The sequence below is a fragment of the Streptomyces roseolilacinus genome (assembly GCF_014649335.1).
GTDB lineage: Bacteria > Actinomycetota > Actinomycetes > Streptomycetales > Streptomycetaceae > Streptomyces > Streptomyces roseolilacinus.
Genome location: NZ_BMSV01000002.1, coordinates 397,206 through 421,035, shown reverse-complemented (window position 1 = coordinate 421,035; position 23,830 = coordinate 397,206). Strand labels below are relative to the sequence as shown.

General features: G+C 74.2%; 22 protein-coding genes. 13 read left to right on the top strand and 9 right to left on the bottom strand.

What is annotated here, in order from left to right; genetic code table 11:
* Nucleotides 1-26: 26 nt before the first annotated feature.
* The 3 genes from metK to IE106_RS06035 all read right to left on the bottom strand — a co-directional run bounded on the left by metK (nucleotide 27) and on the right by IE106_RS06035 (nucleotide 3,047).
* Nucleotides 27-1,250, bottom strand: a complete 1,224-nt coding sequence (gene metK / locus IE106_RS06045) for a methionine adenosyltransferase (protein ID WP_189530570.1) — start codon at nucleotides 1,248-1,250, stop codon at nucleotides 27-29.
* Between the two features lie 14 nt (nucleotides 1,251-1,264).
* Nucleotides 1,265-2,158 carry a class I SAM-dependent methyltransferase gene (locus IE106_RS06040; RefSeq protein WP_189530568.1) on the bottom strand — a complete coding sequence of 298 codons (894 nt, stop codon included), beginning with the start codon at nucleotides 2,156-2,158 and terminating at the stop codon, nucleotides 1,265-1,267.
* A 739-nt stretch (nucleotides 2,159-2,897) separates the two neighbouring features.
* On the bottom strand, nucleotides 2,898-3,047 hold the full coding sequence (locus tag IE106_RS06035; RefSeq protein ID WP_189530566.1) for a hypothetical protein: 150 nt from the start codon (nucleotides 3,045-3,047) through the stop codon (nucleotides 2,898-2,900).
* 122 nt (nucleotides 3,048-3,169) lie between these two features.
* Between IE106_RS06035 and IE106_RS06030 the strand changes: the two genes are divergently transcribed.
* The 7 genes from IE106_RS06030 to IE106_RS06000 all read left to right on the top strand — a co-directional run bounded on the left by IE106_RS06030 (nucleotide 3,170) and on the right by IE106_RS06000 (nucleotide 11,045).
* Nucleotides 3,170-3,940, top strand: coding sequence for a class I SAM-dependent methyltransferase (locus tag IE106_RS06030; protein WP_189530564.1), 771 nt, complete (start codon nucleotides 3,170-3,172; stop codon nucleotides 3,938-3,940).
* A 15-nt stretch (nucleotides 3,941-3,955) separates the two neighbouring features.
* Nucleotides 3,956-4,990, top strand: coding sequence for a pyridoxal-phosphate dependent enzyme (locus tag IE106_RS06025; protein ID WP_189530562.1), 1,035 nt, complete (start codon nucleotides 3,956-3,958; stop codon nucleotides 4,988-4,990).
* 350 nt (nucleotides 4,991-5,340) lie between these two features.
* Nucleotides 5,341-6,162: a Rossmann-like domain-containing protein gene (locus IE106_RS06020; RefSeq protein WP_189530560.1), complete on the top strand. Its 822-nt coding sequence runs from the start codon at nucleotides 5,341-5,343 to the stop codon at nucleotides 6,160-6,162.
* Nucleotides 6,159-7,463: an MFS transporter gene (locus IE106_RS06015; protein ID WP_229840083.1), complete on the top strand. Its 1,305-nt coding sequence runs from the start codon at nucleotides 6,159-6,161 to the stop codon at nucleotides 7,461-7,463. Before IE106_RS06020 ends, IE106_RS06015 begins: the two co-directional genes overlap by 4 nt.
* Before the next feature lie 122 nt (nucleotides 7,464-7,585).
* Nucleotides 7,586-8,035, top strand: a complete 450-nt coding sequence (locus tag IE106_RS06010; RefSeq protein ID WP_229840081.1) for a Fur family transcriptional regulator — start codon at nucleotides 7,586-7,588, stop codon at nucleotides 8,033-8,035.
* 100 nt (nucleotides 8,036-8,135) lie between these two features.
* On the top strand, nucleotides 8,136-10,061 hold the full coding sequence (locus IE106_RS06005; protein ID WP_189530558.1) for a protein-arginine deiminase domain-containing protein: 1,926 nt from the start codon (nucleotides 8,136-8,138) through the stop codon (nucleotides 10,059-10,061).
* Nucleotides 10,062-10,580: 519 nt separating this feature from the next.
* Entirely contained in the window at nucleotides 10,581-11,045 is a 465-nt protein-coding gene (locus IE106_RS06000; protein WP_189530556.1) for a hypothetical protein, read from the top strand.
* 264 nt (nucleotides 11,046-11,309) lie between these two features.
* Here IE106_RS06000 and IE106_RS05995 read toward each other — a convergent pair whose 3' ends face one another.
* The 3 genes from IE106_RS05995 to IE106_RS05985 all read right to left on the bottom strand — a co-directional run bounded on the left by IE106_RS05995 (nucleotide 11,310) and on the right by IE106_RS05985 (nucleotide 12,852).
* Nucleotides 11,310-11,531, bottom strand: coding sequence for a helix-turn-helix domain-containing protein (locus tag IE106_RS05995; RefSeq protein WP_189530554.1), 222 nt, complete (start codon nucleotides 11,529-11,531; stop codon nucleotides 11,310-11,312).
* Nucleotides 11,531-12,028 (bottom strand): DUF2975 domain-containing protein, encoded by a 498-nt coding sequence (locus IE106_RS05990; RefSeq protein ID WP_189530552.1) that lies wholly within the window; start codon nucleotides 12,026-12,028, stop codon nucleotides 11,531-11,533. The genes IE106_RS05995 and IE106_RS05990 overlap by 1 nt, the downstream gene beginning before the upstream one ends.
* A 197-nt stretch (nucleotides 12,029-12,225) precedes the next feature.
* Nucleotides 12,226-12,852, bottom strand: a complete 627-nt coding sequence (locus IE106_RS05985) for a helix-turn-helix domain-containing protein (RefSeq protein WP_189530550.1) — start codon at nucleotides 12,850-12,852, stop codon at nucleotides 12,226-12,228.
* A 97-nt stretch (nucleotides 12,853-12,949) separates the two neighbouring features.
* Here IE106_RS05985 and IE106_RS05980 point away from each other — a divergent pair, with 97 nt between their 5' ends.
* Entirely contained in the window at nucleotides 12,950-14,368 is a 1,419-nt protein-coding gene (locus IE106_RS05980) for an MFS transporter (protein WP_229840079.1), read from the top strand.
* Between the two features lie 149 nt (nucleotides 14,369-14,517).
* On the opposite strand, the gene IE106_RS05975 is transcribed toward IE106_RS05980, so the two are convergent.
* The gene (locus tag IE106_RS05975; RefSeq protein WP_189530548.1) at nucleotides 14,518-15,261 is read right to left on the bottom strand and encodes a PepSY domain-containing protein; all 744 of its coding nucleotides are present in this window, start codon (nucleotides 15,259-15,261) and stop codon (nucleotides 14,518-14,520) included.
* Nucleotides 15,262-15,393: 132 nt separating this feature from the next.
* Here IE106_RS05975 and IE106_RS05970 point away from each other — a divergent pair, with 132 nt between their 5' ends.
* A complete protein-coding gene (locus IE106_RS05970) occupies nucleotides 15,394-16,059 on the top strand; it encodes a response regulator transcription factor (protein WP_189530546.1) in 666 nt (221 codons plus the stop codon).
* A complete protein-coding gene (locus IE106_RS05965; RefSeq protein WP_189530544.1) occupies nucleotides 16,056-17,492 on the top strand; it encodes a sensor histidine kinase in 1,437 nt (478 codons plus the stop codon). Before IE106_RS05970 ends, IE106_RS05965 begins: the two co-directional genes overlap by 4 nt.
* A gap of 110 nt (nucleotides 17,493-17,602) precedes the next feature.
* On the opposite strand, the gene IE106_RS05960 is transcribed toward IE106_RS05965, so the two are convergent.
* The gene (locus tag IE106_RS05960; RefSeq protein ID WP_189530542.1) at nucleotides 17,603-18,580 is read right to left on the bottom strand and encodes an Lrp/AsnC family transcriptional regulator; all 978 of its coding nucleotides are present in this window, start codon (nucleotides 18,578-18,580) and stop codon (nucleotides 17,603-17,605) included.
* A 101-nt stretch (nucleotides 18,581-18,681) separates the two neighbouring features.
* On the opposite strand from IE106_RS05960, the gene IE106_RS05955 reads away from it, so the two are divergent.
* The 3 genes from IE106_RS05955 to IE106_RS05945 all read left to right on the top strand — a co-directional run bounded on the left by IE106_RS05955 (nucleotide 18,682) and on the right by IE106_RS05945 (nucleotide 23,128).
* On the top strand, nucleotides 18,682-19,467 hold the full coding sequence (locus IE106_RS05955; RefSeq protein ID WP_189530540.1) for an inositol monophosphatase family protein: 786 nt from the start codon (nucleotides 18,682-18,684) through the stop codon (nucleotides 19,465-19,467).
* A gap of 259 nt (nucleotides 19,468-19,726) precedes the next feature.
* Entirely contained in the window at nucleotides 19,727-20,464 is a 738-nt protein-coding gene (locus IE106_RS05950; RefSeq protein WP_189530538.1) for a DUF4232 domain-containing protein, read from the top strand.
* 570 nt (nucleotides 20,465-21,034) lie between these two features.
* On the top strand, nucleotides 21,035-23,128 hold the full coding sequence (locus tag IE106_RS05945; RefSeq protein ID WP_189530535.1) for a GDSL-type esterase/lipase family protein: 2,094 nt from the start codon (nucleotides 21,035-21,037) through the stop codon (nucleotides 23,126-23,128).
* A gap of 165 nt (nucleotides 23,129-23,293) precedes the next feature.
* Here IE106_RS05945 and IE106_RS05940 read toward each other — a convergent pair whose 3' ends face one another.
* Nucleotides 23,294-23,794 (bottom strand): NUDIX hydrolase, encoded by a 501-nt coding sequence (locus tag IE106_RS05940; protein ID WP_189530533.1) that lies wholly within the window; start codon nucleotides 23,792-23,794, stop codon nucleotides 23,294-23,296.
* Nucleotides 23,795-23,830: the final 36 nt, after the last annotated feature.

Below are 23,830 nucleotides of genomic sequence, written 5' to 3'. Positions count from 1 at the left end.
TGATGCCGCGGTCTCGCTGTCCCTCCTCATATCCCTGTCACCGCCCGCAGGGCGTCCACGCGGTCGGTACGCTCCCACGTGAAGTCCGGCAGCTCACGGCCGAAGTGGCCGTACGCGGCGGTCTGGGAGTAGATCGGACGGAGCAGGTCGAGGTCACGGATGATCGCGGCCGGCCGGAGATCGAAGACCTCCGCGATGGCGTTCCCGATCTTCTCGGTCTCGACGGTGTTGGTGCCGAAGGTCTCGACGAAGAGACCCACGGGCTCGGCCTTGCCGATGGCGTAGGCGACCTGGACCTCGCAGCGCGAGGCGAGGCCCGCGGCGACGACGTTCTTGGCGACCCAGCGCATGGCGTAGGCGGCCGAGCGGTCGACCTTGGACGGGTCCTTGCCGGAGAAGGCGCCGCCGCCGTGGCGGGCCATGCCTCCGTACGTGTCGATGATGACCTTGCGGCCGGTGAGGCCGGCGTCGCCCATCGGACCGCCGACCTCGAAGCGGCCGGTCGGATTCACCAGGAGCCGGTAGCCGTCGGTGTCGAGCTTGATGCCGTCCTCGACGAGCTGACCCAGGACGTGCTCGACGACGAGTTCGCGGATGTCGGGCGCGAGCAGCGACTCGAGGTCGATGTCCGAGGCGTGCTGCGAGGAGACCACGACCGTGTCGAGGCGGACGGCCTTGTCACCGTCGTACTCGATGGTGACCTGGGTCTTGCCGTCGGGGCGCAGGTACGGGACGGTCCCGTTCTTGCGGACCTCGGTCAGGCGGCGGGAGAGCCGGTGCGCCAGGTGGATGGGCAGCGGCATGAGCTCCGGGGTCTCGTCCGACGCGTAGCCGAACATCAGGCCCTGGTCACCGGCGCCCTGCTTGTCCAGCTCGTCGTCCTCGTCCCTCTGAAAGCCCCCCTCGACACGCTTCTCGTACGCGGTGTCGACACCCCGGGCGATGTCCGGGGACTGCGACCCGATGGACACCGACACGCCGCAGGACGCTCCGTCGAAGCCCTTCTTGGAAGAGTCGTAACCGATCTCCAGGATCTTGCTCCGGACGAGGGTCGGGATGTCCGCCCACGCCTTGGTGGTCACCTCGCCGGCGACGTGCACGAGACCGGTGGTGATCAGCGTCTCGACGGCGACGCGGGAGGCGGGGTCCTCCCGGAGCAGCGCATCGAGAATGGTGTCGCTGATCTGGTCAGCGATCTTGTCGGGATGCCCCTCGGTCACGGACTCCGAGGTGAAAAGACGACGGGACATGGATCTCCTGTAGGTCAACCGGTCTGCGGCAGCGGTACGACGGGCCGGCCGGCGGTCGGCAAGGGACGGGCGCCTCGGGGGCGGCGCGGTGGGGCGACGCGGCGGAGCGTCCCCGTACCCACGAGCACGGAGAAGTCGACCGTGTCGCGGCCCTCGGCGCGCAGGCCCTCGGCGAACCGCCGGCGGACGCGCTCCACCGCGGCGGCGGGCAGGCCGTCGAGCAGGCCCCCGAACCCGATGCCGGGTACCAGGGACCACAGCAGGTCGGGGTCGCCGGGTACGGCGAGCGGGACGTGCCGCACGTCGACGAAGGACAGCGAACGGGCGGTGAGCCACTCCCGGAACGGCCCGGGTGTGGCGAGGGGTTGGAGCGGATCGGCGGGCGGGGGGACGTCGGCGGGGCGCGACCGTTCCGGCGCCACGGCCCGGCGGAGCACCTCGGGCAGCGGTTCGAGCGCGCCCTGGGCCCAGATGGCCACGGCGAGGCGGCCGCCAGGCCGCACCAGCCCCAGCAGTCGCTCCGTTCCCGCCGCCGCGTCGGGGAACTCGCAGATCCCGAGCGCACACACCACGGCGTCGTAGCCACCGGGGGGTGCGGGCCGTTCGAGGACGTCGCCGTGTACGAAGCGCACGTTGGAGCGGCCGTGGAACGCGGCCTTGGCGCGGCCCCGTACGAGCGAGGACTCCGCCAGGTCGACCGCGTCGACCACGCCGTGCGGGCCGACCTGCTCGGCGGCCGGGATCGCGGACGCCCCCGAGCCGCAACACGCGTCGAGCACGTGCGCGCCGGGCCGCAGGCGCGCGGCCTTGACGGTGGCCGCACCGATCGGCGACCACAGCGCGCCGAACAGCGGGTCGGAGCTCTCCGCTCCTTCTGCCGATCCGGCGGCCACGTCGTGCGGTTCCATGCAAACTCCCGTCCGAGGGTGACAGCGGCGTCAGCTTATATGAAAACGATAATCAATACGAGCCTTCCGGTGGACACCCCCTCCACACCCGCCCGCACCCCGGTCCACCCGCCCGGGAACGGTGCGGGTGACGCCGCATCACCCCCGCCGGGCGCGGAGGCGAATGAGGTGACAGCGGGGCCGGGTTCCACATCCGGCCCCCCTCCGCCCCCACTTCCGGTCACAGACACGGAGCTCCCGGGCGGAGTGGAGTACGGCGAGGAGAGTCCGACAAGGGCGCCGCACCCGGCTGACGGGGTCGCCCCGTCCGCACGCCGGGCGCGCGACGGCGCGCGGGACGCGGGGCGCGGGACGCGGGGCGCGGGGCGTGGCGACGCCATCGGCTTCGCGCGCCTCGCCGCCCCACCCCACGGCCGCACGCCGCCCCCGGGCCTCCGGCGGACCTTTCGCCCCGCGCGCACGGGGGCGCGCGGAACGCGGGCGGTCCGCACCGGCCATCACGGACCCGGCCGCCACCCACACCCTGACTGCTTATCAGATTAGATTGACAATCGTTTTCAGTTGTTGAATGCTGCTCACGCCCCCTCCGCACCGTTCCATGGCCGTGGTCCGGGGTCCACCACGTGCGCCCTGGGAGCAACATGCCGATCTTCCGTGACCTCCGAGAGCCCCTCGCCCCGGCCGCGTGCGGCGGGGCGGGCGCCGGAGCCGCCCCCGCCGCACGCGCCCGGCCGCGCGGTCACGCGAGGGACACGGCAGCGCGCCCCTCCGGGTCGGCCGCGACCCGCAACTCCCCGCCCCCGTAGACCGCCGCGTCGTCGTCGGCGGCGGGCGCGTCGCCGGGACCGGCACGCCCGACGAGGCGCCGCGCGCCCCGGGCCGCGCTCACCCGGCAGCCGGTCGGCGCCGTGACCCCGGTACCGGACGGGCGGCCCCGGATCCGACCGCGCCGACCGCATCCGCCCCCTGACCACACGGACTCCCCTTTTCCCACCCGACCACGGAGGACCCATGACCGACCGGACCGCAGCCGGCGCCGCGGCGTCTCAGGACGACCCCCGCGCCCTGCTGCAATCGCTGCCCGACACGCTGCCCAGGGACGAGATCCTCGCCATCAACAGCGGCTCCAAGTCCGACATCCACACCGAGCGGACCTACGACTACAACGGCTGGACGTTCACGCTGCCGCCGGGGGTCTTCAAACCGGGCGACACCAGCCGCATCGTCCACGACCGCCTGCTGGACGGCACGATTCCCGTCAAGGGCCGCTCGTACGCGGCGATGGGCGTCGGCCTCGGCGTCGAGGCCGTGATCGCCGGCACCCTGGGGGCGCGGGAGGTCTACGCGGCCGACGTCCACCCGGACAGCGTGGCCACGGCGGCCGGGCACTACGCGCGCATCGTCGGGGACCGGCCGGGCACCACCTTCCGGCCCCTGGTGTCGAACCTCTTCGAGGAGTTCCCGGACTCCGCCCGGCTGGACGTCGTCACCTTCAACCCGCCCGCGGTGAGCACGAGGACGAGCGACGACCCGACGGTGGTGCGGAACGTCTGCGTGGGCGCCGAGATCGTCCTGCGCTTCTTCGACCAGATCGTCGCCCGCGACCTGCTCGCGCCGGACGGCGAGATCTACCTGATCGTGTCCAACACCGCCGAGCTGAAGCGGATCGTCGGCTACGGCATCGACGCCGGATTCCGCCCCGTCGTGCTGCACCGGCAGACGTGGGAGGGCGACAACTGCCAGGCGTACCTGTTCAAGCTCATCCGGCACGAAGCCGTCTGACGGAAGGACGAGGACATGCACGAGCACATAGCCGAGGCCGTCAAGGAACCGGACGTGGTGACCGTCCCGCCGGGTGCGATCTGTCTGCGCTTCGAGACCATGAAGCTGTACTCGGCGCTCGGCGCGGTGCGTCACCTGCTGGAGACCGGGCAGGTCGAGCCCGGTGACACCCTCGTCGACAGTTCCAGCGGCATCTACGCCCACGCGCTCGCCCTGGCCTGCCACCGGTACGGCCTGAACTGCCACATCGTGGGCTCCACCACGGTGGACCGTACGCTCCGCGTGCAACTGGAGATCCTCGGCGCCACCCTGGAGCAGGTCCGCTCCTCGAAGAACCTGCGCCTGGACCAGAACCTCCGCGTCGAGCGGATCGGTGAACTGCTGCGCGAGAACCCGCACTACCACTGGATGCGGCAGTACCACGACGCGATCCACTACCTCGGTTACCGCGATGTCGCCGACCTGATCCGCAAGGAGGTCCCCGACGGTCCCCTGGCGCTCGTCGGAGGCGTGGGGACCGGCGCGTCCACCGGCGCCATCGCCACCTACCTGCGCGAGGCGGGCCGCGACGTGACGCTCGTCGGGGTGCAGCCGTTCGGCAGCGTCACCTTCGGGGCCGAGCACGTCTCCGACCCCGACATGATCATCGCCGGCATCGGCAGCTCCATCCCGTTCCAGAACGTCCGGCACGACCTGTACGACCGCATCCACTGGGTCAACTTCGACTACGCCATGTCGGGCGCCGTCGAACTCCTGCGGGTCAGCGGGATCTTCGCCGGCCTGTCCGCGGGCGCCGCGTACCTGGCCACGCTCTGGGAGCGTGAGCGCGACACCGACCGCACGTACGTCTTCCTCGCCGCCGACACCGGGCACCGCTACGTCGACAGCGCCTACGCCCACCACTCCGAGGCCGCGGGCCTCGGTGCCATGCGGCCCCACGAGGTGACGACGCAGGACCAGCTCAGGCACCCGTGGTCCGCGATGGACTGGCCACCGGCCGACAGCGCGCTGCTGCGCGGCGCGCCCGTCCTGGTGCCCGAGAAGGCGTAGCCCGTCGCGGGGCGGGCCGCCCACTCCCCCGCGCCCGACCGGAGGCCCGGCGCGCGGCGCCGTGACCGTCACCTCCCCGACCGGTCCGGTACCGATTCCCGCGGCCCCGTCGCGTCCCGCCGCGGACCCGCCCGGGCGGCGTCGGGCAGGCGTTCCCCGCCGCCGTGCTTCCGGCCGGGCGCCCCGAGCCCGCCGGCCTCCCCCGCCGCGCCGGGCGACCGGCCGGCCCGCCCTGCCCCTCCTCCCCCTCCCGTACCACCTCCCGCGTCGCAGCGCCGGCGCCGCGCCCCGCGCGGCGCCTTCCGCCGCCCCACGCACCCGTGTCCGTACCCACCCGAGAAGGAACCGCCATGTCTTCCACACAGCCGCAGTCCGTACCCGAACTCCAGGAGGCCGTCCTGGCGGGTGACTTCGGGCCGCTCCCCGGCGAGCTGGCCGTCACCAGCGCCTTCTGGCTCCACCACACCACGCGCCTGGCCGGCAGCCAGGTCACGTACCGCAACCACTACCTGCTGCTCCGCTCCGGGGACGCCTTCGGCGCCTGCTCCTTCGAAGCCGGCGAGATCGTCCCGGACTTCTGCGCCGACGCCTCCGGGCACACTCTCGACACGCTGATCCGCCACGAGTCGGCGCCCGTGCGCATCGCCGCGCTCGACGCCTACCTCGGACGCGTACGGCCGCACCGCGACGCGGCGGCCGCCGAGACCGTCATCCTGCCGACCGGTACGCCGGAGACGCGGGCGCAGGCCAGGGACGCGGCCGTCGCCGGCCTCCTCGACATCACCCCGGGGGCGAAGGTCGCCCTCATCGGCGTCGTCAACCCGCTCGTCGCCGCGATACGCGAACAGGGCGGCGTCCCGCTGCCCTGCGACTTCAACCTGCGCACGACCAACTGGGGCGACCCCGTCACCGACGACATGGCCGAGGTGCTGGCGAAGGCCGACGCCGTCGTCGCCACCGGCATGACCCTCAGCAACGGCAGCTTCGACCAGATCCTGGAGCACTGCCGCAAGCAGGGGATCCCGCTGGTGGTGTACGCGCAGACCGGCAGCGCCGTCGCGCGGGCCTTCCTCGGCGCCGGCGTGACCGCGCTGTCCGCCGAGCCGTTCCCCTTCTCCCAGTTCAGCGCCGACGCCACCGCCTTGTACCGGTACCGGGCGGAGCGGGCATGAGCAGCGACACCCAGAGTCCCGTGACCTCCCCGCAACCCTCCGAGGGCGGCCCGGGGCCGGCGGACGACACGGGCCCGGACACCGGGGCCGTACCCGGCGACCTGCGGATGAGCCGTCTCCTGTGGCCCTTCATGCTGGCCTCCGCCGTGGGCCTGGTCCCCTTCACCATCTACAGCACCTTCCTCGTCCCCATCGCCGACGAGTCGGGCGGCGGCGTCGCGGCGCTGGGCCAGCTGCGCGGCCTCGGCGGCCTGGCGGCCCTCGCGGTGGGCACCGCGCTGGCACCGCTGATCGACCGCGTACGCAGGGAGTGGGCGGCCGCGGGCGGCCTGGCCGTGCTCGCGGTGTCGGCGGCACTGGGCGCGAGCGGCGACTTCCTGCTGCTGGCGGCCTTCTGCCTGCTGGTCGGCGCCGGCACGGCCGTACTGAACCCCGCGCTGACCGCGGCCGCGGCCGACCGGTTCGACAACGACGCCGCCGCGGGCCGTGCCGCCACCCTCATCACGGCCACCCAGTCGCTGACCGCGCTCCTCGCGGCGCCGCTCGTGGCGCTGCCGGCGCTGGTGTGGGGCTGGCAGGGCGACCTGTGGGCGATCTCCGCGCTCTGCTCCGTGCTCGCCCTCTACTTCCTCCTGCGGGGCCGCCGGAAGACCGGGCCCCGCGCGGAAGAGGAGGAGGCCGGCGGGGCGGGGCGGCCCGGCTACCTGGAGTCGTTCCGGCTCCTGGGGGCCCTGCCCGGGGTGGTGCCGCTGATCCTGGTCGCCATGCTGCGCACGGCCGCGTTCATGGGTTACCTCGCCTATCTCGCCGCGTTCTACGACGAGCGGTTCGGGCTCGCGCCGGGCCCCTTCGCGATGGTGTGGACGCTCAGCGGCACGTCCTTCTTCCTCGGGAACCTGTTCGCGGGCCGGCTGCTGAGCGCCGAACGGGCCGTGATTCCCGCGGAACGCCTGATGGCGTTCGCGCTGGTGGTGGCGATGGCCGCCCTGGTGGGCGTCTTCCTCACCCGCTCGCTCTGGCTGGCCCTGCCGCTGACGGCGCTCGTCGGCGTCGGGCACGCGACGGTCGCGGCCTGCGTCACCACCCTGCTGGTACGGCGCTGCGGCTCCCTGCGCGGCACGGCCCTGAGCGTCAACGCCGCCGGGATGAGCTTCGGCGTCTTCGTCGGCGCCGGACTCGGCGGGGTGGGCCTGGCCCTCGGGGGCTTCGCGGGCACGGCGGCGGTCCTCGGCGGGCTGACCCTCGTGGCACTGGTCCTCGCCCGTGTAGTCGCCCGCTCCCCGGTTCCCTCCGGAACCTGAGCGGGCGCCCACCGGGTGCTGTCGCGCACAGCACCCGGTGGCCTTCACGGCCCGGGGTCCCCGCGTGCTTTCCCCGACCCCGGGCCCCGTGGACAGGAACAGCGTCCGGCAGGGGGGCAATCGTGGCCGTCACAGCAACCGAGACGAACAGGCGCACGACCCGTCAGCGCGCCGCGGTGGCGCAGGCGCTGGTCGACCACGCCGAGTTCGTCTCCGCCCAGGAACTCCACGAGGTGATGGGCCGGTCGGGCAACCGCGTCGGCCTCACCACCGTGTACCGCGCGCTGCAGGACCTGGAGCGCGCCGGCCGCGCCGACGTCGTACGCGACACCGTGGGGGAGAAGCTCTACCGGTGCCGCCCCGAGGCCGAGCACCGCCACTACCTCATATGCCGCCGCTGCCGCCGCGACGAGCCCCTCGACACGGGCGTCGTCGAGGAGTGGGTCGCCGCCGTCGTACGGTCGACGGGCTTCACGGAGGTCGAGCACACCCTCGAACTCACCGGGATCTGCGACGGCTGCCGAAACGGCGGTGGCCCCGACGGGGTGGCGCCGGTCCGCTTCCCCGGATGAGATCCGGCCGAATCGCGGATCATCCCGCGCCCCACGCAACGCATGCGCCCCAGAAGCCCTCTACCGGCTCGGAACACCGGCTCTCACGAAGGGACACACGGTGCGCACGACGAGCCACATACGGCGCGCGACACTCGCCCTGTCCGTCATCTCGGCCATCCTCGCGCCGACCACACCGGCTCTCGCCGCCGAACCACCGCCCCGGGCGGACCTGCGGGCGGACGTGGACCGGGACGGACGGGTGGACGTCGCCGGGGCGACGGACGACGCGGGAGAGGACACCTGGACCCCGGCCCGCGGCGCGGTCGTCCTGCCCAACGTCGACGACGACACGAAGCGGTGCCCGACGACGGACCCGAGAGGCAGGCCGCTGCCGGACGCGCGGCTCGCCGCCTGCAACGACGCCTCCGACACCCAGGTGAACGGCACTCCCGACGCCGCCGACCTGGCCCGCGTGCGTTCCGTGCCGATGAAGGGCCTGCCCTCCTCGGCCGTCGGCACGCTGCGGGTCGTCGGCGGCGCCAAGAACACCCGGGTGTTCGTCAGGCGCGCCGGCGGATGGGCGTGGGTCAACGCCACCACCCGCCTGACGGCGGCGGAGCTCAGGGCCGGTGCGGAGTTCGGCGTGGAGGTCACCGACGTCGTACGCGACCCGGCCCTCTGGGGCGGCCGGTCCGTCCTGCGCCTCACCGTCACCTCCGGTGGCCGGACCACCTCGGACGACGTCACGCTCCGCGCGGCCCCGCTGCTCACGCACCACCACCTCCAGTCCGCCCGGCAGATGCTCGTCACCAAGGTCGCGGGCACGGACGACTTCGCCCGCCGGCAGCAGGCGTTCGTACGGGGGCTGGAGGCGGAGGCCAGGGCCGCCGGCGTGACCGCCCCGCTGTTCACCTTCGACCGGTACCAGGACATCTGGGCGCAGGACTTCGTCGAGCCCGGGTACGTGAGCATGACCGGCCCCGGCGGCCACCGCCAGGTGATCCGCGTGATGCTGCGCTCGGCGCAGCCGGACCGGGAGTCCGGCCGGGAGCTGTTCGAGAGGCTGCGCGGCAAGGGCATCGGCGTGGTCCAGGTCTCGGGGGTCCGCGAGTCGGAGGAGTGGACCCTCAACTCGATGGGCAACCTGGAGACCATCCCCCCGTACACCCACGCCGGGCGTTCCTTCCCCGCCGGGCGCATCATCATGGGCGAGCGCAAGGACGACGGGTCCAAGCCCGCGCGCGCGATGCGCACGCTGCTGCAGGCCCAGGGCTTCCAGGACCCGCTGCTCCTGGACACGTCCTGGCTGCACGTGGGGCACGTCGACGAGTTCGTGCAGTTCCTGCCCGCGCCGGGCACGCCGCGCGGCTGGAGGATCGGCGTCGCCGACCCGGAGGCGGGGCTGCGGCTGCTGCGGGACGCGCAGAAGGCGGGGCACGGCGGGACGCGGATGTTCTCCGTGCCCGGCGCCAAGGACCTGCCCGCGCCCCGGGAGACCATCGACCAGGCGCTCGCCTCTAAGTGGCTGGTGGCCGACAACACGATGGCCGCGCAGCGCATCAGGGCCAACCTGGAGGTCCTCAAGCGCGAGACGGGGGTGACGGACGCCGAGGTCGTCCGCGTCCCCGCGCTGTACACCCGCGGCACGGAGCACGGCGAGCGCGGTGACCGCGTGCCGCGGCTGACGCGCCTGGGCGCGGGGAACGTGCCGGAGTCGGTCAGCGAGTACGGGCAGCAGAAGCGGCTCGCGCGCGAGGGCGGGCGCGCGACGGGACCGGGGCAGGCCGTGATGACGAGCGCGTACGTGCCCGGCGCGGTCAACGGCGTGCTGCTGGGCCAGGACCGCTACCTGGCCCCGAAGCAGTGGGGGCCGGTCATCGGGGGCGAGGACGTCTTCACCGCCGCCGTCACCGCCGCGTACGTCCGCGCCGGACTGAAGGTCTCGTACATCGACGACTGGGCGACGTACCACCTCGGCATGGGTGAGGTGCACTGCGGCACCAACACCCTGCGCGACGCCTCCGCCGCCTGGTGGCAGCGGTAGGTCCGGCCGCCTCCTGCCGGGCGGGTCCCCGTGCGGGGGCCCGCCCGGTCCGTCGTTCCTCCGGGGTCCCTCCCGCCGTTCCCCACCGGGTCCGCCGACGGTGACGCCTCGCGGCGGCAGCGCCGCGGCACGGGGCCGCCACCGGCTGTCCCCCGGTGTGCTTCCGTCCCGGGACGGAAGCGTCCCCGCAGGTCAGCGGCTCCGGGATCCCGACCTGCGGGAAGCGTGCGGGACTCGCTTGCCGGTGCTCCGGCGGCCTGCTCACATGGTGATCACCGCTGCGGCGGCCGGTCCCGACGGGCCCGGCGCCCTCACGGCGGTTCGTCCGTCCACCGGCCTCCCCGTACGAGGGGAGGCCCCGCGCGGCCGTCGGAGCCCGATCACCTCCGGCGCCGGCACGGACGTCAGCACACGCGGCGACACGGCGGCCCCGCCCCGGGGCACGCACGTACCCGCCGTACCCACTGCGACCGCGTACGGACGCCAGTGGGCCGACCCGGAGAACCTGGAGGAAGAGGAATGAACACGAACACGACGTCATCCGGCTCCGCACACCGCGCCCCCGCCGCGGGTGACCGCGCCCGGCCGGCGGTACGGCTGCGCAAGGGGCTGCTGTCGGCGCTCACCGCCCTGGTGGTGGCGGGCGGCTTCGCCTCCGCCGCCCCGGCCCAGGCGGCGTCCTACCCGCTCGACTGCCTCATCAGCGGGAACACGGTCTACACCGGCTGCTCGGGCAAGCTCACCGTCAACCCGGGACAGCGGGTCGACGTGGACCTGGTCTCCTCCGGCGGCAAGCAGGTGCGCTTCTGCGTCGAGCCGTTCGGTGGCGGCATCGACTTCGGGTGCACCGGCTGGCTGAACCCGGGCGCGAACACCGCCACGGTGTGGCGCAACGGGACGGGACGGGTGCACCACGTGCAGCTCATCGCCGGGAAGACCACCCTGGTGAAGGTCCACGCCCAGGGGCGCTACCACGTCCACTGACAGGCGGACGGGCGCGAGGACACCGCGCCCGTGACCCATGGCGCCGGCCGGTTCCCGCACGGGGGCCGGCCGGCGCCCCCCGTGCGCGGCCACGGCCGGGCGCGGTCACCCCGGTGCGCGGCCGCCGCTGTGTGCGGTCACCGCCGGGAAGCGGGCCCCGGCCGTCCGCGCGGGCCGTCTCGCACGGGCCGCGCGGGTGGGGTCCGGACCGTCGGCGCGGGCGTGCCGGCCGGTGCCCCGCGGACGGCCGGCGGACGGCCGGCGTCAGCCCTCGACGGCGTCCTCGGCCTCCCAGCGCAGCAGGTCCCCCGGCTGGCAGTCGAGCGCCTCGCAGAGCGCGGCGAGCGTCGCGAAGCGCACCGCCTTGGCCCGGCCGTTCTTGAGCACCGCCAGGTTGGCGGGCGTGATGCCGACGCGCTCCGCGAGTTCCCCCACGGACATCTTCCGCCTGGCCAGCATCACGTCGATGTCGACGGCGATCGGCATCAGATCACCTCGTCCAGCTCGGCCTGCATCCGCGCCGCCTCGGCGTCGCGCGCGACGGCCTGGGCGAGCAGCATCCGCAGCACCAGCACGACGAGCGCGACCCCCAGGACGGCCACGCCCACCCCGCCGACGAGCAGGACCACGCCCGGGGCGACGGCCTCGCCCGGCGCCAGGACGACCCCCAGCGTGAACACCAGGAGGGCGGCCGCCACCATCGCGCCGATCACGATGTGCACGTACCGGAAGGCCGCGTGGGAGAACACGGTCCCGCGCCGCACCATCGTCACCAGCCGCCACACGCAGACCAGGACGACCTGGGCCGCCACGATCCCCAGGAGCGTGATCACCACGAACGGGACCCGCAGGTGCCCCAGGTCCCCGCCGGCCTCCTCCAGGTCGACGGCCAGCAGCGGCACCATCACCGCCTGGACGAACACCGACCCGGCGAGCAGCGCCACGAGCACGGCACGCAGCGCCAGCACTGGCAGGTTTCCCATCTTCTCCCCTTCGATCGAACAACGATGGGAATCTATCGAAATTCGATAGGCTCGGCAAGGAGCCCGCGGGAAACCCGGTACCGACCCGTGGCCCCGTGCGCACGGCCGGCGCGGGAGCGGGGAGGCGGGCGGAGCGCCCTCGCCCGGGGCCCCCGGGCGGGAGCGCGTCCGTCAGGGGGCGGCCGGCGGCAGGGGCGTCACGACCCCGCCGGATCAGACCCGGGAGCGGGACCAGCATCGGCACCGGCATCGGTCGCGGACGGGCGCGCGCGGACGACGGCCTGGTCGCCCCGCGGCCCGAACAGGTGCAGGATCTCCACCACGCCCGCGTCCGCCGGGCCGAACCAGTGCGGTTCCCTGGCGTCGAACTCGGCCGCCTCCCCCGGCCGGAGGGTGAGTTCGTCCTCCCCCAGGACCAGGCGCAGCCGACCCGCGAGGACGTAGAGCCACGCGTGGCCGTCGTGGGTCACCAGCTTCGGCTCGCGGGGCGCCAGCACCTGCTTGAACACCTGCACCCTGCCCGGGTACTGCGTCAGGGGCACGACCACGCCGCTGCGCCCCTTGCGGAAGGGCCGCAGGTGCACCCGGGGGTCACCGGTGGCCGGCGCGGCGACCAGGTGGTCGAGCGCGACGCGGTGGGCGCGCGCGAGCGGGATGAGCAGGTCCAGGGTCGGGCGCCGCCTGCCCGTCTCCAGACGGGACAGCGTGCTCACCGAGATCCCGGTCACCGCCGCGAGCGCCTCCAGGGTGAGCCCCCGGTCCCCGCGCAACGCGCGCAGCCGTGGCCCGATGCCGTCAAGTATCCGTTCGGTCTCCGCGTCCATGGCGTCCAGTTTGCGGTCTCCGCAAAAACCGTGAGGGACAGCCACCCTCCGGTCCGAGCATGGCCGGGCACCCACTTCCCGACGTACGAGGTAGGCCGTGACCGCAACGACTCACTCCGCTCCACCCCCTCTCAGCGCGCGCGGGCGCTGGACGGTGCTGGCCGTCTGCTGCCTGAGCATGTTCCTGGTGGGCTTGGACACCACCATCGTCAACGTCGGCCTGCCGGCGATCGGGAGCGGCCTGGGGGCCGGGACCCGCGAGCTCGAGTGGACCGTGGACGCCTACACCCTCGTCCTGGCCACCCTCCTGATCACCTCCGGGGCGCTCGCGGACCGGTGGGGGCGCCGGCGGGTGTTCCAGTTCGGGCTGGTCGTGTTCGGTGTGGCCTCGCTGGCCTGCGCGGTGGCCCCTTCGGTGGGGATGCTCGTCGCGGCCCGCGCCGCCCAGGGGGTCGGCGCCTCGATGCTCAGCCCCGTGGCCCTCGCGATCGTGGTGAACGCGATGCCCGACCCGAAGGAGCGGGCCCAGGCGATCGGTGTCTGGGCGTCGGTCTTCGGGCTGAGCATGGCCGTCGGCCCCGTCGCGGGCGGCGCCCTCGTCGCCGGACTCGGCTGGCGGTCGCTGTTCTGGATCAACGTGCCGGTCATCGCGGTGGCCCTCGTGCTCAGCGCGGTGTTCGTGCCGGAGTCCCGGGCACGGCGGGCGGCGCGGCTCGACCTGCCGGGGCAGGTCCTCCTGGCCGTGGTGGTCGCGGCCTCGGTGGGCGTGCTCATCGAGGGCCCGCACCTCGGCTGGACGTCGCCCCCGGCGCTCGTCGCGTACGCGGCCGTGGTCGTGGCGGCGGCCGGGTTCGTGCGGGTCGAGTCCCGCCGCCGCGAACCGCTGGTGGACCTGCGCCTCTTCCGCCGGCCGGCGTTCAGCGGCGCGGTCCTGGGCGCCGTGGCGGTCTTCGTCGCGCTGAACGTCACGCTGCTGCTCCACACCTTCTACCTGCAGCACGCCCGGGGGTGGACACCGCTGGCCACCGGGATGGCGACCCTGCCCATGGCCGTCGGAGCGACCGTCTGCGCGCCCTGGTCCGGCCGCCTGGTGGGGCGTACCGGCCCGCGGCTGCCGCTCCTCCTGGCCGGTGGCTTCCTCACGGCGGGCGGCCTCTGCCTGGTACGGCTCGACCAGGACACGAGCGTGCTGCTGCTCCTGCCGGCGTACCTGCTGATCGGCATCGGGTTCGGTTTCGCCAACGCCCCGATCACCAACACCGCGGTGAGCGGACTGCCCCCGGCCCGCGCCGGCGTGGCCGGAGCGATCACGTCCACCGCGCGCCAGTGCGGCTCCGCGCTCGGCGTCGCCCTCGCCGGCGGCCTGGTGGCGGGGAGCGGCCCGGCGGCGCTCGCCCACGCGACCCGCCCCGGCTGGTTCCTGGTCGCCGCCTGCGGGCTGCTCCTGTTCCCGGTGGCCTACGCGTCCCGGCCGAGGGAGGACGGCCTCCACCCCGCCTCACCGCCGGGGCGGTGAGGCGGGCGGCCCGTTCCCCCGGGAGCAGCGGCACCCAGGGGGCGGGCCCGGCCCCGGCCGGGGAGCCGCCAAGCCTCCGCGCACCGCTCCGGGCGGGGCGGGCCCGTCCCGCCCCGCGGACCCGGGAGTGAAGGCCCCGCGCGCGCCGGTCAGCCGTTCGCGTCGGCGTTCGCTTCGTGCGCGTCGTCGTCCGCGTCGTCCGCGTCGCCGTTCGCGGCGTCGTCCGTGGTCGCGGGGGTACGTGTCGACCCGGACGCCCCCGGCGCCCCGGCGTCGACCGTCGTCTCGGTCTCCGACCCGTCCGCGCGCCGCAGTTCCACCTCCCACCCGCCGTCGTCGTCGAAGTCGACCGAGGTCACCGTGGCACCGGCGTGGGACCTGAGCGCCTCGGCCGTCGCCTGCGCGGCGTTCACCCCGGCCGCGCGCAACGCGGCGCGCTCCGACCGGTCCTCGTCCGTACCGTCGCCGCCCGTACGGCCGTCGTCGTCCGTGCCGTCGTCGGCGCCCCGGTCGTCCCCGGCGGTCACGGTCGCCTTCGAGACGTCCACCCGCAGCTCGCGCGTCCGGTCGTCCTTGCCCAGGACCTCGACCTCCCAGTGGGTGGCGTCGTCGTCCAGTTCGGCCGACGCCACCACGCCCGGGGCGGACTTCAGCGCGGCGGCGATCGCCTGGGCGGCCGTGACCGAGCCCGCCGGGGCCGCCCGGTCGTCGTCACGGCCGTCGCGGTCGTCGGCGCCGTCCCGGTCACCGGCGTCGTCCCCGTCCCCCACCACCTCCGCCGCCGTCCGCAGCGACGGGGTCGCGTCGCCGGAGACCGCCGCCACGGCCGTGTACGCACCGCCGCCGACCAGGGTGGCCGCCGCCAGCGTGGCGATGACGAGATTGCGCTTCATGGTGTTCCTCCTCCGTACCGGACACGGTTCGTGCCGTCCGCCGATGACGGTGTCCACTCTGGCCTCCGGACGCTGAAGGCAGCCTGAAGCCACCTGAAGGGTTCTTCAGGTCCGGTCTGCCACCCTGGGCCCATGAGGTTGTTGATCGTGGAGGACGAGAAGCGGCTCGCGGCGTCCCTCGCCGGGGGGCTGAGGGCGGAGGGGTACGCCGTGGACGTCGTCCACGACGGGCGCGAAGGGCTCCACCGCGCCACCGAGACCGCGTACGACCTCGTGGTGCTCGACATCATGCTCCCCGGCATGAACGGCTACCGCGTCTGCGCGGCCCTGCGCGCCGCCGGGAACGACGTGCCGATCCTGATGCTCACCGCCAAGGACGGCGAGTACGACGAGGCGGAGGGCCTGGACACCGGCGCCGACGACTACCTGACCAAGCCCTTCTCCTACGTGGTGCTCGTCGCCCGGATCAGGGCCCTGCTGCGGCGCCGCGGCCGGGGCACGGCGCCGGCGGCGCTCAGCGTCGGGGACCTGCGCGTCGACACGGCCGCCCGCCGGGTGTTCCTCGGCGACGACGAGGTGGCGCTGGCCGCGAAGGAGTTCGCCGTGCTGGAACAGCTGGCCCTCCGCGCGGGCGAGGTGGTCGGCAAGCCGGAGATCATGGCGCACGTGTGGGACTTCGCGTACGAGGGCGACCCGAACATCGTCGAGGTGTACGTCTCCGCCCTGCGCCGCAAGCTCGGCGCGCACCGCATCCAGACCGCTCGCGGGGCCGGGTACCGGCTGGTGGCGGCGCCGTGAGGTCGGTCCGCGCCCGGGCGGCGCTCGGCGCCACCCTCGTCGTCGCCGCCGCGCTGGTGGCGGCCGGCGCGGTGCTGCTCCAGGTGCTCCGCTCGAACCTGATCGGCCAGGCCGGGTTGCAGGCCGAGATCGCCGCACGCGAGGTCGCCTCCCAGATCGCCCTCGACCGGCCCCCGGACCGGCTGGAACTCCCCGACGACAGCGAGCGTCCGGTGCAGGTCGTCGCGGAGGGCGGTCGCGTGGCCGCGGTCAGCGAGGGCCTGGAGGCGATCTCCGGGACGTCGAGCGGGGCCGTCGCGCCCGTCCCGTCGTCCTCGCCGCCGGACGGCGGCGAGGACGACGGGGACCGGGACGGGGACGGCACACCGGCCCGCGGCGAGGTCTCCGACGACCCGCCCCGTTTCACCTCCGGCAGCGCCACCGTCGACGGTCGGCGGGCGGAGTACCGGTTCGCCGCGGTGGAGGTCACCTCCGGCGCCGAGCAGCGGACCTACACCGTCCACGCGGGGGCGCCGCTGGCGACCGAGCGGGACGCGGTGGGGACGGTGCGCACCGCGATGCTCGTCGGACTGCCGGTGCTGCTCGGCGTGGTCGGGTCGGTGACGTGGCTGGTCACGCGCCGGGCGCTGCGCCCCGTCGAGGCGATCCGCAGGGAGATGGCCGCCATCACCGCGTCCGAGGACCTCTCCCACCGGGTGCCCGAGCCCGGTTCGCGGGACGAGGTGGCGCGGCTGGCCCGTACGACGAACGAGACGCTCGCGGCGCTCGAGGCCTCCGTGGAGCGGCAGCGCCGGTTCGTCGCGGACGCCTCGCACGAACTGCGCAGCCCCATCGCGTCGTTGCGCACCCAGCTGGAGGTGGGCGCGGCCCACCCCGAACTGCTCGACCTGGACGGCGCGGTCCAGGACACCGAACGCCTCCAGCAGCTCGCCACCGACCTGCTGCTGCTGGCGCGGCTGGACGCCGGCGAGCGGCCCGCGACGAGGCGCGTGGACGTGGCGGCGCTCCTGCGGGAGGAGGTGGCGCAGCGCCACGGCGACCGCCTGCCCGTCTCCGTGACGGCGCGTGGGGAGGCTTGCGAGGTGACCGGGTCGCCCGGCCAGCTGCGCAGGGTCCTCGCCAACCTCCTCGACAACGCCCAGCGGCACGGCGCCACTTCGGTCACCGCGTCGGTACGGGGGACGGCGGACCGGGTCGAGGTCGTCGTCTCCGACGACGGGGCGGGCGTCCCGGAGGAGGACCGCGAGCGGATCTTCGAGCGGTTCGTACGCCTGGACGACGCCCGCAGCCGCGACGACGGCGGCGCCGGACTCGGCCTGGCCATCGCCCGGGACGTGGCCGGTCGCCACGGCGGCACGATCACCGTCGGCGCGGAGAAGGGCGGGGGCGCGCGGTTCGTCCTGTCCCTGCCCCGGGCGGCGGGTCCCCGGTAGTACCCCGCCGGGTTCCGTCCGAGGCCGCCTTCGAGTCCGCGGTGGCCGTGCCCGTTCCCCGCCGGGCCCGCGGCGGCACCGCGCCACCGGGCCGGGAGCATGGGGGCCGCTCACACCGGGGGCGCCCCGACGGGGCGGACCCGTCTGTCGATGATGCTGGTCTCGGCGCGCGTGATGCAGAGGGAGCCCAGCACCTCGGTGGTGAAGGTGTACAGGTCGCCGAGGTCGCGGCAGTAGACGGCCGCGATGAGGTTCGCGGGGCCGGTGGTGGCGGCGACGGCATGGGTGTAGGGGTGCGCGGCCAGGGCCTGGCCCGCCGTGTGCAGGTGTGCGGGAGGGACTTCGAGCCAGAGGCCGGCATCGACGTGCAGGCCGAGCAGGCCGGGGTCGATGGTGACGTGCGTGCGGAGCAGGCCCGCTTCGGTCAACCGGTCGAGGCGCCGCCGGACGGTGGAGGGCGAGAGGCCGCTGCGGTCGGCGAGCGTCGTGTGGGGCAGGCGCGCGTCGTCTTCCAGCAGGCTGAGCAGGTGCCGGTCCGCGCGGTCGGGGAGCACGGGCCGGACCGGGCCGGGCGTTGGGGTGAGGGCCGCGGTCTGGGCGGGGCTGAGGAGGTTGCTGCGCCAGTGCGCGGCGTCGGCGAACAGGTGCAGGACCGCGTGGGAGGTGGTGGAGGTGATGGCACTGGTGGCCGGCAGTTGGCGGTAGAGCAGGCGGTCCCGGTCGGCGCCGGAGTCCGCTGCGACGACCGCGGTGATCTCCTCCCCTCCCATCACGATGTCGACGGACAGGACGTCGGTGCGCCGAGCCATGGCGAGGGCGATGGTGTCCACTTTGCCGCGCAGCACCTTGATGCGCAGCACCGTCGCTCCGACGGTCTCCTCGGTCCGGTCCATGCGCACCACGGTGAGGGCGCGGGCGTCGAACAGGCGCTTCAGACGGCGGGAGACCGTGCGGGGGGAAGTGCCCAGCACGGTGGCGATCCGGGTGATCTCGGCTCGGCCGTCGATCTGCAGGGCGCTGACGATCCGCCGGTCCATGAGATCGAGCGTGATGCCGGTATTCGCCACTGAGCTGGTCACCTTGTCCATTATTCGTCAACGCGGGCCGCCGGAAAGGGGGTTCCCCGTCCGAGAAGGTACTTGTTGTGCCGTGCCCGGCGCTACGGCGGGCGTGACCAGGGAGGGATGGCATGAACGAGTTCCGGCGGCTGCTGCCGCAGGTCACGGATGTCGCACGTGAAGTGGGGGAGGGCCTGCGCGAGCGCCGGAGCGGCATCCCGGCGACGGGCCCGGACGTGGCCTCGGTGATCGAGGCCTTCGACGAGGTGGACCGCCCCGCGGTGGCCCTGCTGCGTGAGCGTCTGGGCGCCGTACGGCCCCGGGCGGTGTGGGCACCGGACGAGGTCGGCACCATGGTCGGCGCCCGGGGGGAGACGTGGGTGTGCGACGCGGTCGACGGCGCCGTGCAGTTCCTGCGGGGCCTGCCCCACTGGGGTGTGTCGATCACCCTGGTGGCCGACGCGAGGCCCGTGCTCGCCGTGTTGTACGCCCCGCAGCTGGACATCCTGTACACGGCGGCCGAGGGGGCGGGGGCCCGGCTGAACGGGCGTCCGGTCACCACGTCGTCCAAGACGCTGGCCGCGGCGCTCGCCTGCACCAGCCAGCCGCCCCACAACCTCGAACCGGAGCGTGCCGGGGCATCGCTGACCGGGATGCTGCGCCGTGCCCTGGTCGTACGCAACCTGGGGCCGACCTCGTTGCAGGTCGCGCAGGTCGGCTCGGGGCACGTCGACGTGTTCTGGGAGTACGGGCGGGACGTCAACAACCTTCTGCCCGGTTCGCTGATAGCCCGGGAGGCGGGCGCGGTGGTCACCGACGCGGCCGGCGCTCCCTGGCGCCTGGACTCGTCCAGTTTCGTCGCCGCGGCGCCGAGCGTGCACCGTGAGGTGATGGAGGTCCTCGCCGCCGTCGGATGAGCGGGGGCCGGGCCCGTCGCACGGCCCCGCCGGGACCCCGCGCCCGGCCCCATCCGGGCGTCCCTCCCCCGCAGGGACCGGGCCGGCTTCGCGCGGAGGGGCGCGGCGAGGAACGCGTCCGGGCCCCGCACCGGGCGGGCCCGCCGCCCACCGGCCCGGTGCCCCGCGAACGCGCCGCCGCACACCGCCTGTTCACCGCCCGGAAAGCCGACCGGCGGCCCCGGACCACGAAATTCCCACCACGCCAGGAGGAAACCCCATGTCCCGTCGTCCCCGCCCGTCCCGTGCCACCGCCCTGGGCGCCCTTGCCCTCCTCGCGGCCTGCGCCCTCTCCGCCTGCCAGGACGGCGGCGGTGACGAGGCCCGCGACACGGGCCCCGTAGCCACCCCCGCACCGGTCGGCCCCTCCACGCCCGCCGCCGCCGTCGGCGACCGCACGGCCGGGAACGGGAAGGGGTCCGCGCAGTCCGGCGACCCGCAGTCCGGCCAGGTCCCCGCCGCCCGAACCACCCACACCACCGGGCCCGCGGCGCGCGGGCCGGCCACCGGAGACCAGGGCGACGGGCCCGTCCCGCACCCGTGCACCAGCGCGAACACCAAGCTCACGGTGAAGGCCGTCCCGCGGCCCCTCAACCACATGCTCCTGACCATGACCAACACCGGCAGCAGGCCCTGCAACGCCTGCCTCCACCCGTACCTGCAGTTCGGCCAGGCCCAGGCCGTATCGCGTGTCGTCGAGGACAGCAAGCCCCAGACCGTGGTCACCATCGAACCGGGCCGGTCCGCCTACGCCGGAGTCCTCACCTCGTCGGCCGACGGCAGCGGCACGGACGGCTACTCCACCAAGGACCTGCACGTCAGCTTCCAGGGACGCGACGGCGAATCCGGCGCCACCGGACCCGCCGTCCACGTGCCCCTGGGCAAGAGCGTGTACGTGGACAACACCCTCGCCGTCACCCACTGGCAGAGCACCAGCGCGGACGCACTCGACTGGTAGGGCCGCGCCCTGTCCGGCGAGGCGGACGCCCGGCCGGGTACACGAAGGAGACCGCCCGGACGAACCACGGCGGCTCGCGAGGCCGTTGGCTCCCCCTCGGGCACGGTTCATCCCGCCCTCTCGGGCACGGCCGCGGAACGGGGCCTTGCCCGAGAGGGCGGAAAACCCCAACCCTTCACAGGCGGGGGCGATTCGACGGGCGCGGGCCGCAGGCCGCGGACCGCCAACGGCACGACAGCACGGCACGTGACGCTTGTAAGACACCTACCGCAACGCCACAGGCGGATGCGCGCGGCCGCAGAGACGACCTCTCCGCCGCCGGCCGGCCGACGGCGGGGAAAGGAAGACTCCTTGTTCACCCACAGCCGCCCGCGCGGGCGACCACGCCGGAGACCGGGCGGGAAGGAATTCCGTCTCGTCACCTTCGTCCTGACGCTCGCCCTGGCCGTGACCGGGCTCACGCCACCGACTCACGTCCGGTCCGCGAACGCGCGGTCTATGACGGCCTGCCACCCCTCCGGCTGGGAGAAGGACAAGGCTCAGCGCGCCGTACAGGCACCGGGAGCCAGGGTGAGGACGTCATTCGGCATGGGGTGCGCGGCCGACGCACCGGAACGCTTCGCCCGGGCAGCAGCCGCCCCCGACGACTTCCTGATGACCTTGGAGGTCGACGACGAGTTCCGGCAGGCGGAACTCGAGGCCGAGGTCCGGAAAGTACAGCAGGCGCAAGCCGCCGGGCAGAGCCTGAGCGACATCTTCACCTCCCGCGTGGACACCTACAGACTCGGGGTGCACCCGCTCGTCGGCGACGGCATCCGGTTCGACGGGACCGTCCGGGCCGTGGACGGCGGCCTGGTCATCGTGGTTCCCGCCGAGGAGGTCGTCCCTCAGGCGAACTGGTGGCAGAAGGTCATCGCCTTCGGGGTGAGCTTCGCGGCGGGGGTCCTGTCGACCGTGGTGTGCCTCGCCTTCTTCACCGTGGGCGCCCCTCTGGCCTCACCGGTGTGTACGGCGGTCGGTGGCTTCGTCACCGGCATGGTCGGCGAGCTGATGAACGCCTGGTTCGACGACAGGGCGGTCGACAGCGAGGTCTGGGCGGAAGCGTTCGCCATGGGCATCTGCGGGGCCCTCGCCGGCGCCCTGCTGGGGAAGTTCATGCCGTGGGCCGAACTCAACTCCAACCCCTTGATGGTGAGTCTCGGGAAGTCGGTCAGGGAGCTGGCCTCCACCGTCGCGACGGAGTTCGGCGAGGCGATCGGCTACGCCGCCGGGACCCTCGTGAGGGTCGGCGGACAGTTGTACGAGAAGTTGCTCGCGGTAATGGCCAGGAGGGGGATCAAGGGCGCGCCGACCGCCCTCAGGGTGATGCCGCTGGGGGACTCGATCACCGCGGGGGCGGGCAGTTCGACGGGATCCAGTTACCGGGCCGATCTGTGGAACGGCCTGTCCGCCGATCAGCACGTCGTGGACTTCGTCGGCAGTCGGCAGTCAGGCCGGCTTCCCGACGTCGACCATGAAGGGGTGTCCGGTGACCTGATCTCGCAGATAGCCGCCCGTTCGCGTACTGCGGTCGGACTTCACCGGCCCAACGTGGTGACGATCCACGCGGGTACCAACGACATGGACCGCAACGTGGACCCGGCTGGCGCACCCGCCAGGTTGGGCGCGATGATCGACCAGATCCTCGCGGACTCCCCGGAGGTGACCGTCCTCGTCGCCACCCTGGTCCCCTCCCGCGACGCAGTGGTGCAGAAGCGGATCGACGCGTTCAACCGGGAAGTCGAAGACCTGGCCGAGCAGCGCTCCAAAGCCGGCAAGAAGGTACGGGCCGTCAGTATGGGCCCGGTCACCGCCACGGACCTCGTCGACAGGCTGCACCCGAACGACGGCGGCTACCGGAAGATGGCGGACGTCTTCCACCACGCCATCGACCAGTCGATCCTCTCCGGGATGGTCAAGGGTGCCGGCCCCGGCCCCGCGTGCAATGACGCGCCCGGCGGCTGGGTCGCACGCGGACGGATCGCCGCGGGCGTCCCGCTGGCGGCGACCGAGCACATCGCGTTCGCCGACGTCGACGGCGACAGGCGTGACGACTACCTGGCCGTCGACCGCGCCTCCGGCGCGGTGCGCGCGTGGCTGAACCGCGGCGGTGACTCCGGCGACTCGGCCGGCTGGGTCGCCCGGGGTCAGATCGCCGCGGGCGTTCCCCTGGGGGCGGCCGACTCCGTCTCCTTCGCCGACATCGACGGCGACCACCGCGACGACTACCTGGTGACCAACGCGTCGACCGGCGCGGTGCGCGCGTGGCTGAACCGCGGCGGTGACTCCGGCGACTCGGCCGGCTGGGTCGCCCGGGGTCAGATCGCCGCGGGCGTTCCGCTCTCGGCCGCCGACTCGATCGTGTTCGGCCAGGCCGACTGCGGCCGTCTGTCCGACTACCTGGTGGTCGATCGCTCGACCGGCGCGGTGCGTGCGTGGCTGAACCGCGGCGGTGACTCCGGCGACTCGGCCGGCTGGGTCGCCCGCGGCCGGATCGCCGCGGGTACCGGGGGCGGTGAGGTCGTCTTCGCCGACATGGACGGCGACGGACGGGACGACTACCTGACCCTCGACGCCGCGGGGGTGGTGCGTGCCTGGCTCAACCGAGGCGGCGACCCCGCCTGAGCACCGGCCGCCGGAGACGGCGGAGGTCCGGGGGCGGCTCCCCTCCGGGGTCGCCCCCGGCTTCCGGTACCGGCGCGGACGCCATCAGGCGACGCCCCGGCCCGGCCCCACCACGGCGCTCCCCCACCGGACCCGCCGGGCGGACCGCGCGGCCGTGTCGGGGCGTCAGGCGCCCGGCGGGTGGTCCTGCAGCGCCCGGGCGATCAGGTCGTGGACCAGGTGTTCGCCCGGACCGCGGTTCTCCTTGAGGCGGGGCAGGTCCTCGGGGCCGAACCAGGCGTAGGAGGTGTGCTTGGACCACTCCAGGGCGGGGTGGCGCAGGTCTCCGTCGACCTCGACGAGGTAGTCGGCCTCGTGCCGCGTCACCCCGTCGTCGCCGGTCCAGGTGGTGGCGCCGAGCAGGCGCCGCACCCGGCGGGCCCGCCAGCCGGTCTCCTCCGCCACTTCCCGGACCAGGGCTTCCATCAGGGACTCGCCCGGCTCCACGTGCCCGCCGACGACGTCCCAGCAGTCGGGGAACAGCCTCCGGTCCGGGCCGCGCCTCTGAGCGAAGGCACGGCCGTGCCCGTCGAGGATCACCGCCCCCACCGCCCACACCTCGCCGTCGCGGGGCACGGGGATCCCGACGCCGCCGTCGACGGCGACGGGGTGCTGTTCCTTCGGCATGGCCCCACTGTAGGTCCCCGCGGGGCACCGGCCCCC

Excerpts from the sequence above, each read along its gene's own strand:
- IE106_RS06025 (WP_189530562.1), top strand. The coding sequence starts at position 3,956 with ATGCACGAGCACATAGCCGAGGCCGTCAAGGAACCGGACGTGGTGACC.
- IE106_RS05985 (WP_189530550.1), bottom strand. The coding sequence starts at position 12,852 with ATGGACGCGGAGACCGAACGGATACTTGACGGCATCGGGCCACGGCTG.
- IE106_RS05955 (WP_189530540.1), top strand. The coding sequence starts at position 18,682 with ATGAACGAGTTCCGGCGGCTGCTGCCGCAGGTCACGGATGTCGCACGT.
- metK (WP_189530570.1), bottom strand. The coding sequence starts at position 1,250 with ATGTCCCGTCGTCTTTTCACCTCGGAGTCCGTGACCGAGGGGCATCCC.
- IE106_RS05970 (WP_189530546.1), top strand. The coding sequence starts at position 15,394 with ATGAGGTTGTTGATCGTGGAGGACGAGAAGCGGCTCGCGGCGTCCCTC.
- IE106_RS05940 (WP_189530533.1), bottom strand. The coding sequence starts at position 23,794 with ATGCCGAAGGAACAGCACCCCGTCGCCGTCGACGGCGGCGTCGGGATC.
- IE106_RS06040 (WP_189530568.1), bottom strand. The coding sequence starts at position 2,158 with ATGGAACCGCACGACGTGGCCGCCGGATCGGCAGAAGGAGCGGAGAGC.
- IE106_RS05960 (WP_189530542.1), bottom strand. The coding sequence starts at position 18,580 with ATGGACAAGGTGACCAGCTCAGTGGCGAATACCGGCATCACGCTCGAT.
- IE106_RS05950 (WP_189530538.1), top strand. The coding sequence starts at position 19,727 with ATGTCCCGTCGTCCCCGCCCGTCCCGTGCCACCGCCCTGGGCGCCCTT.
- IE106_RS06030 (WP_189530564.1), top strand. The coding sequence starts at position 3,170 with ATGACCGACCGGACCGCAGCCGGCGCCGCGGCGTCTCAGGACGACCCC.
- IE106_RS06000 (WP_189530556.1), top strand. The coding sequence starts at position 10,581 with ATGAACACGAACACGACGTCATCCGGCTCCGCACACCGCGCCCCCGCC.
- IE106_RS05975 (WP_189530548.1), bottom strand. The coding sequence starts at position 15,261 with ATGAAGCGCAATCTCGTCATCGCCACGCTGGCGGCGGCCACCCTGGTC.
- IE106_RS05990 (WP_189530552.1), bottom strand. The coding sequence starts at position 12,028 with ATGGGAAACCTGCCAGTGCTGGCGCTGCGTGCCGTGCTCGTGGCGCTG.
- IE106_RS06015 (WP_229840083.1), top strand. The coding sequence starts at position 6,159 with ATGAGCAGCGACACCCAGAGTCCCGTGACCTCCCCGCAACCCTCCGAG.
- IE106_RS05995 (WP_189530554.1), bottom strand. The coding sequence starts at position 11,531 with ATGCCGATCGCCGTCGACATCGACGTGATGCTGGCCAGGCGGAAGATG.
- IE106_RS06020 (WP_189530560.1), top strand. The coding sequence starts at position 5,341 with ATGTCTTCCACACAGCCGCAGTCCGTACCCGAACTCCAGGAGGCCGTC.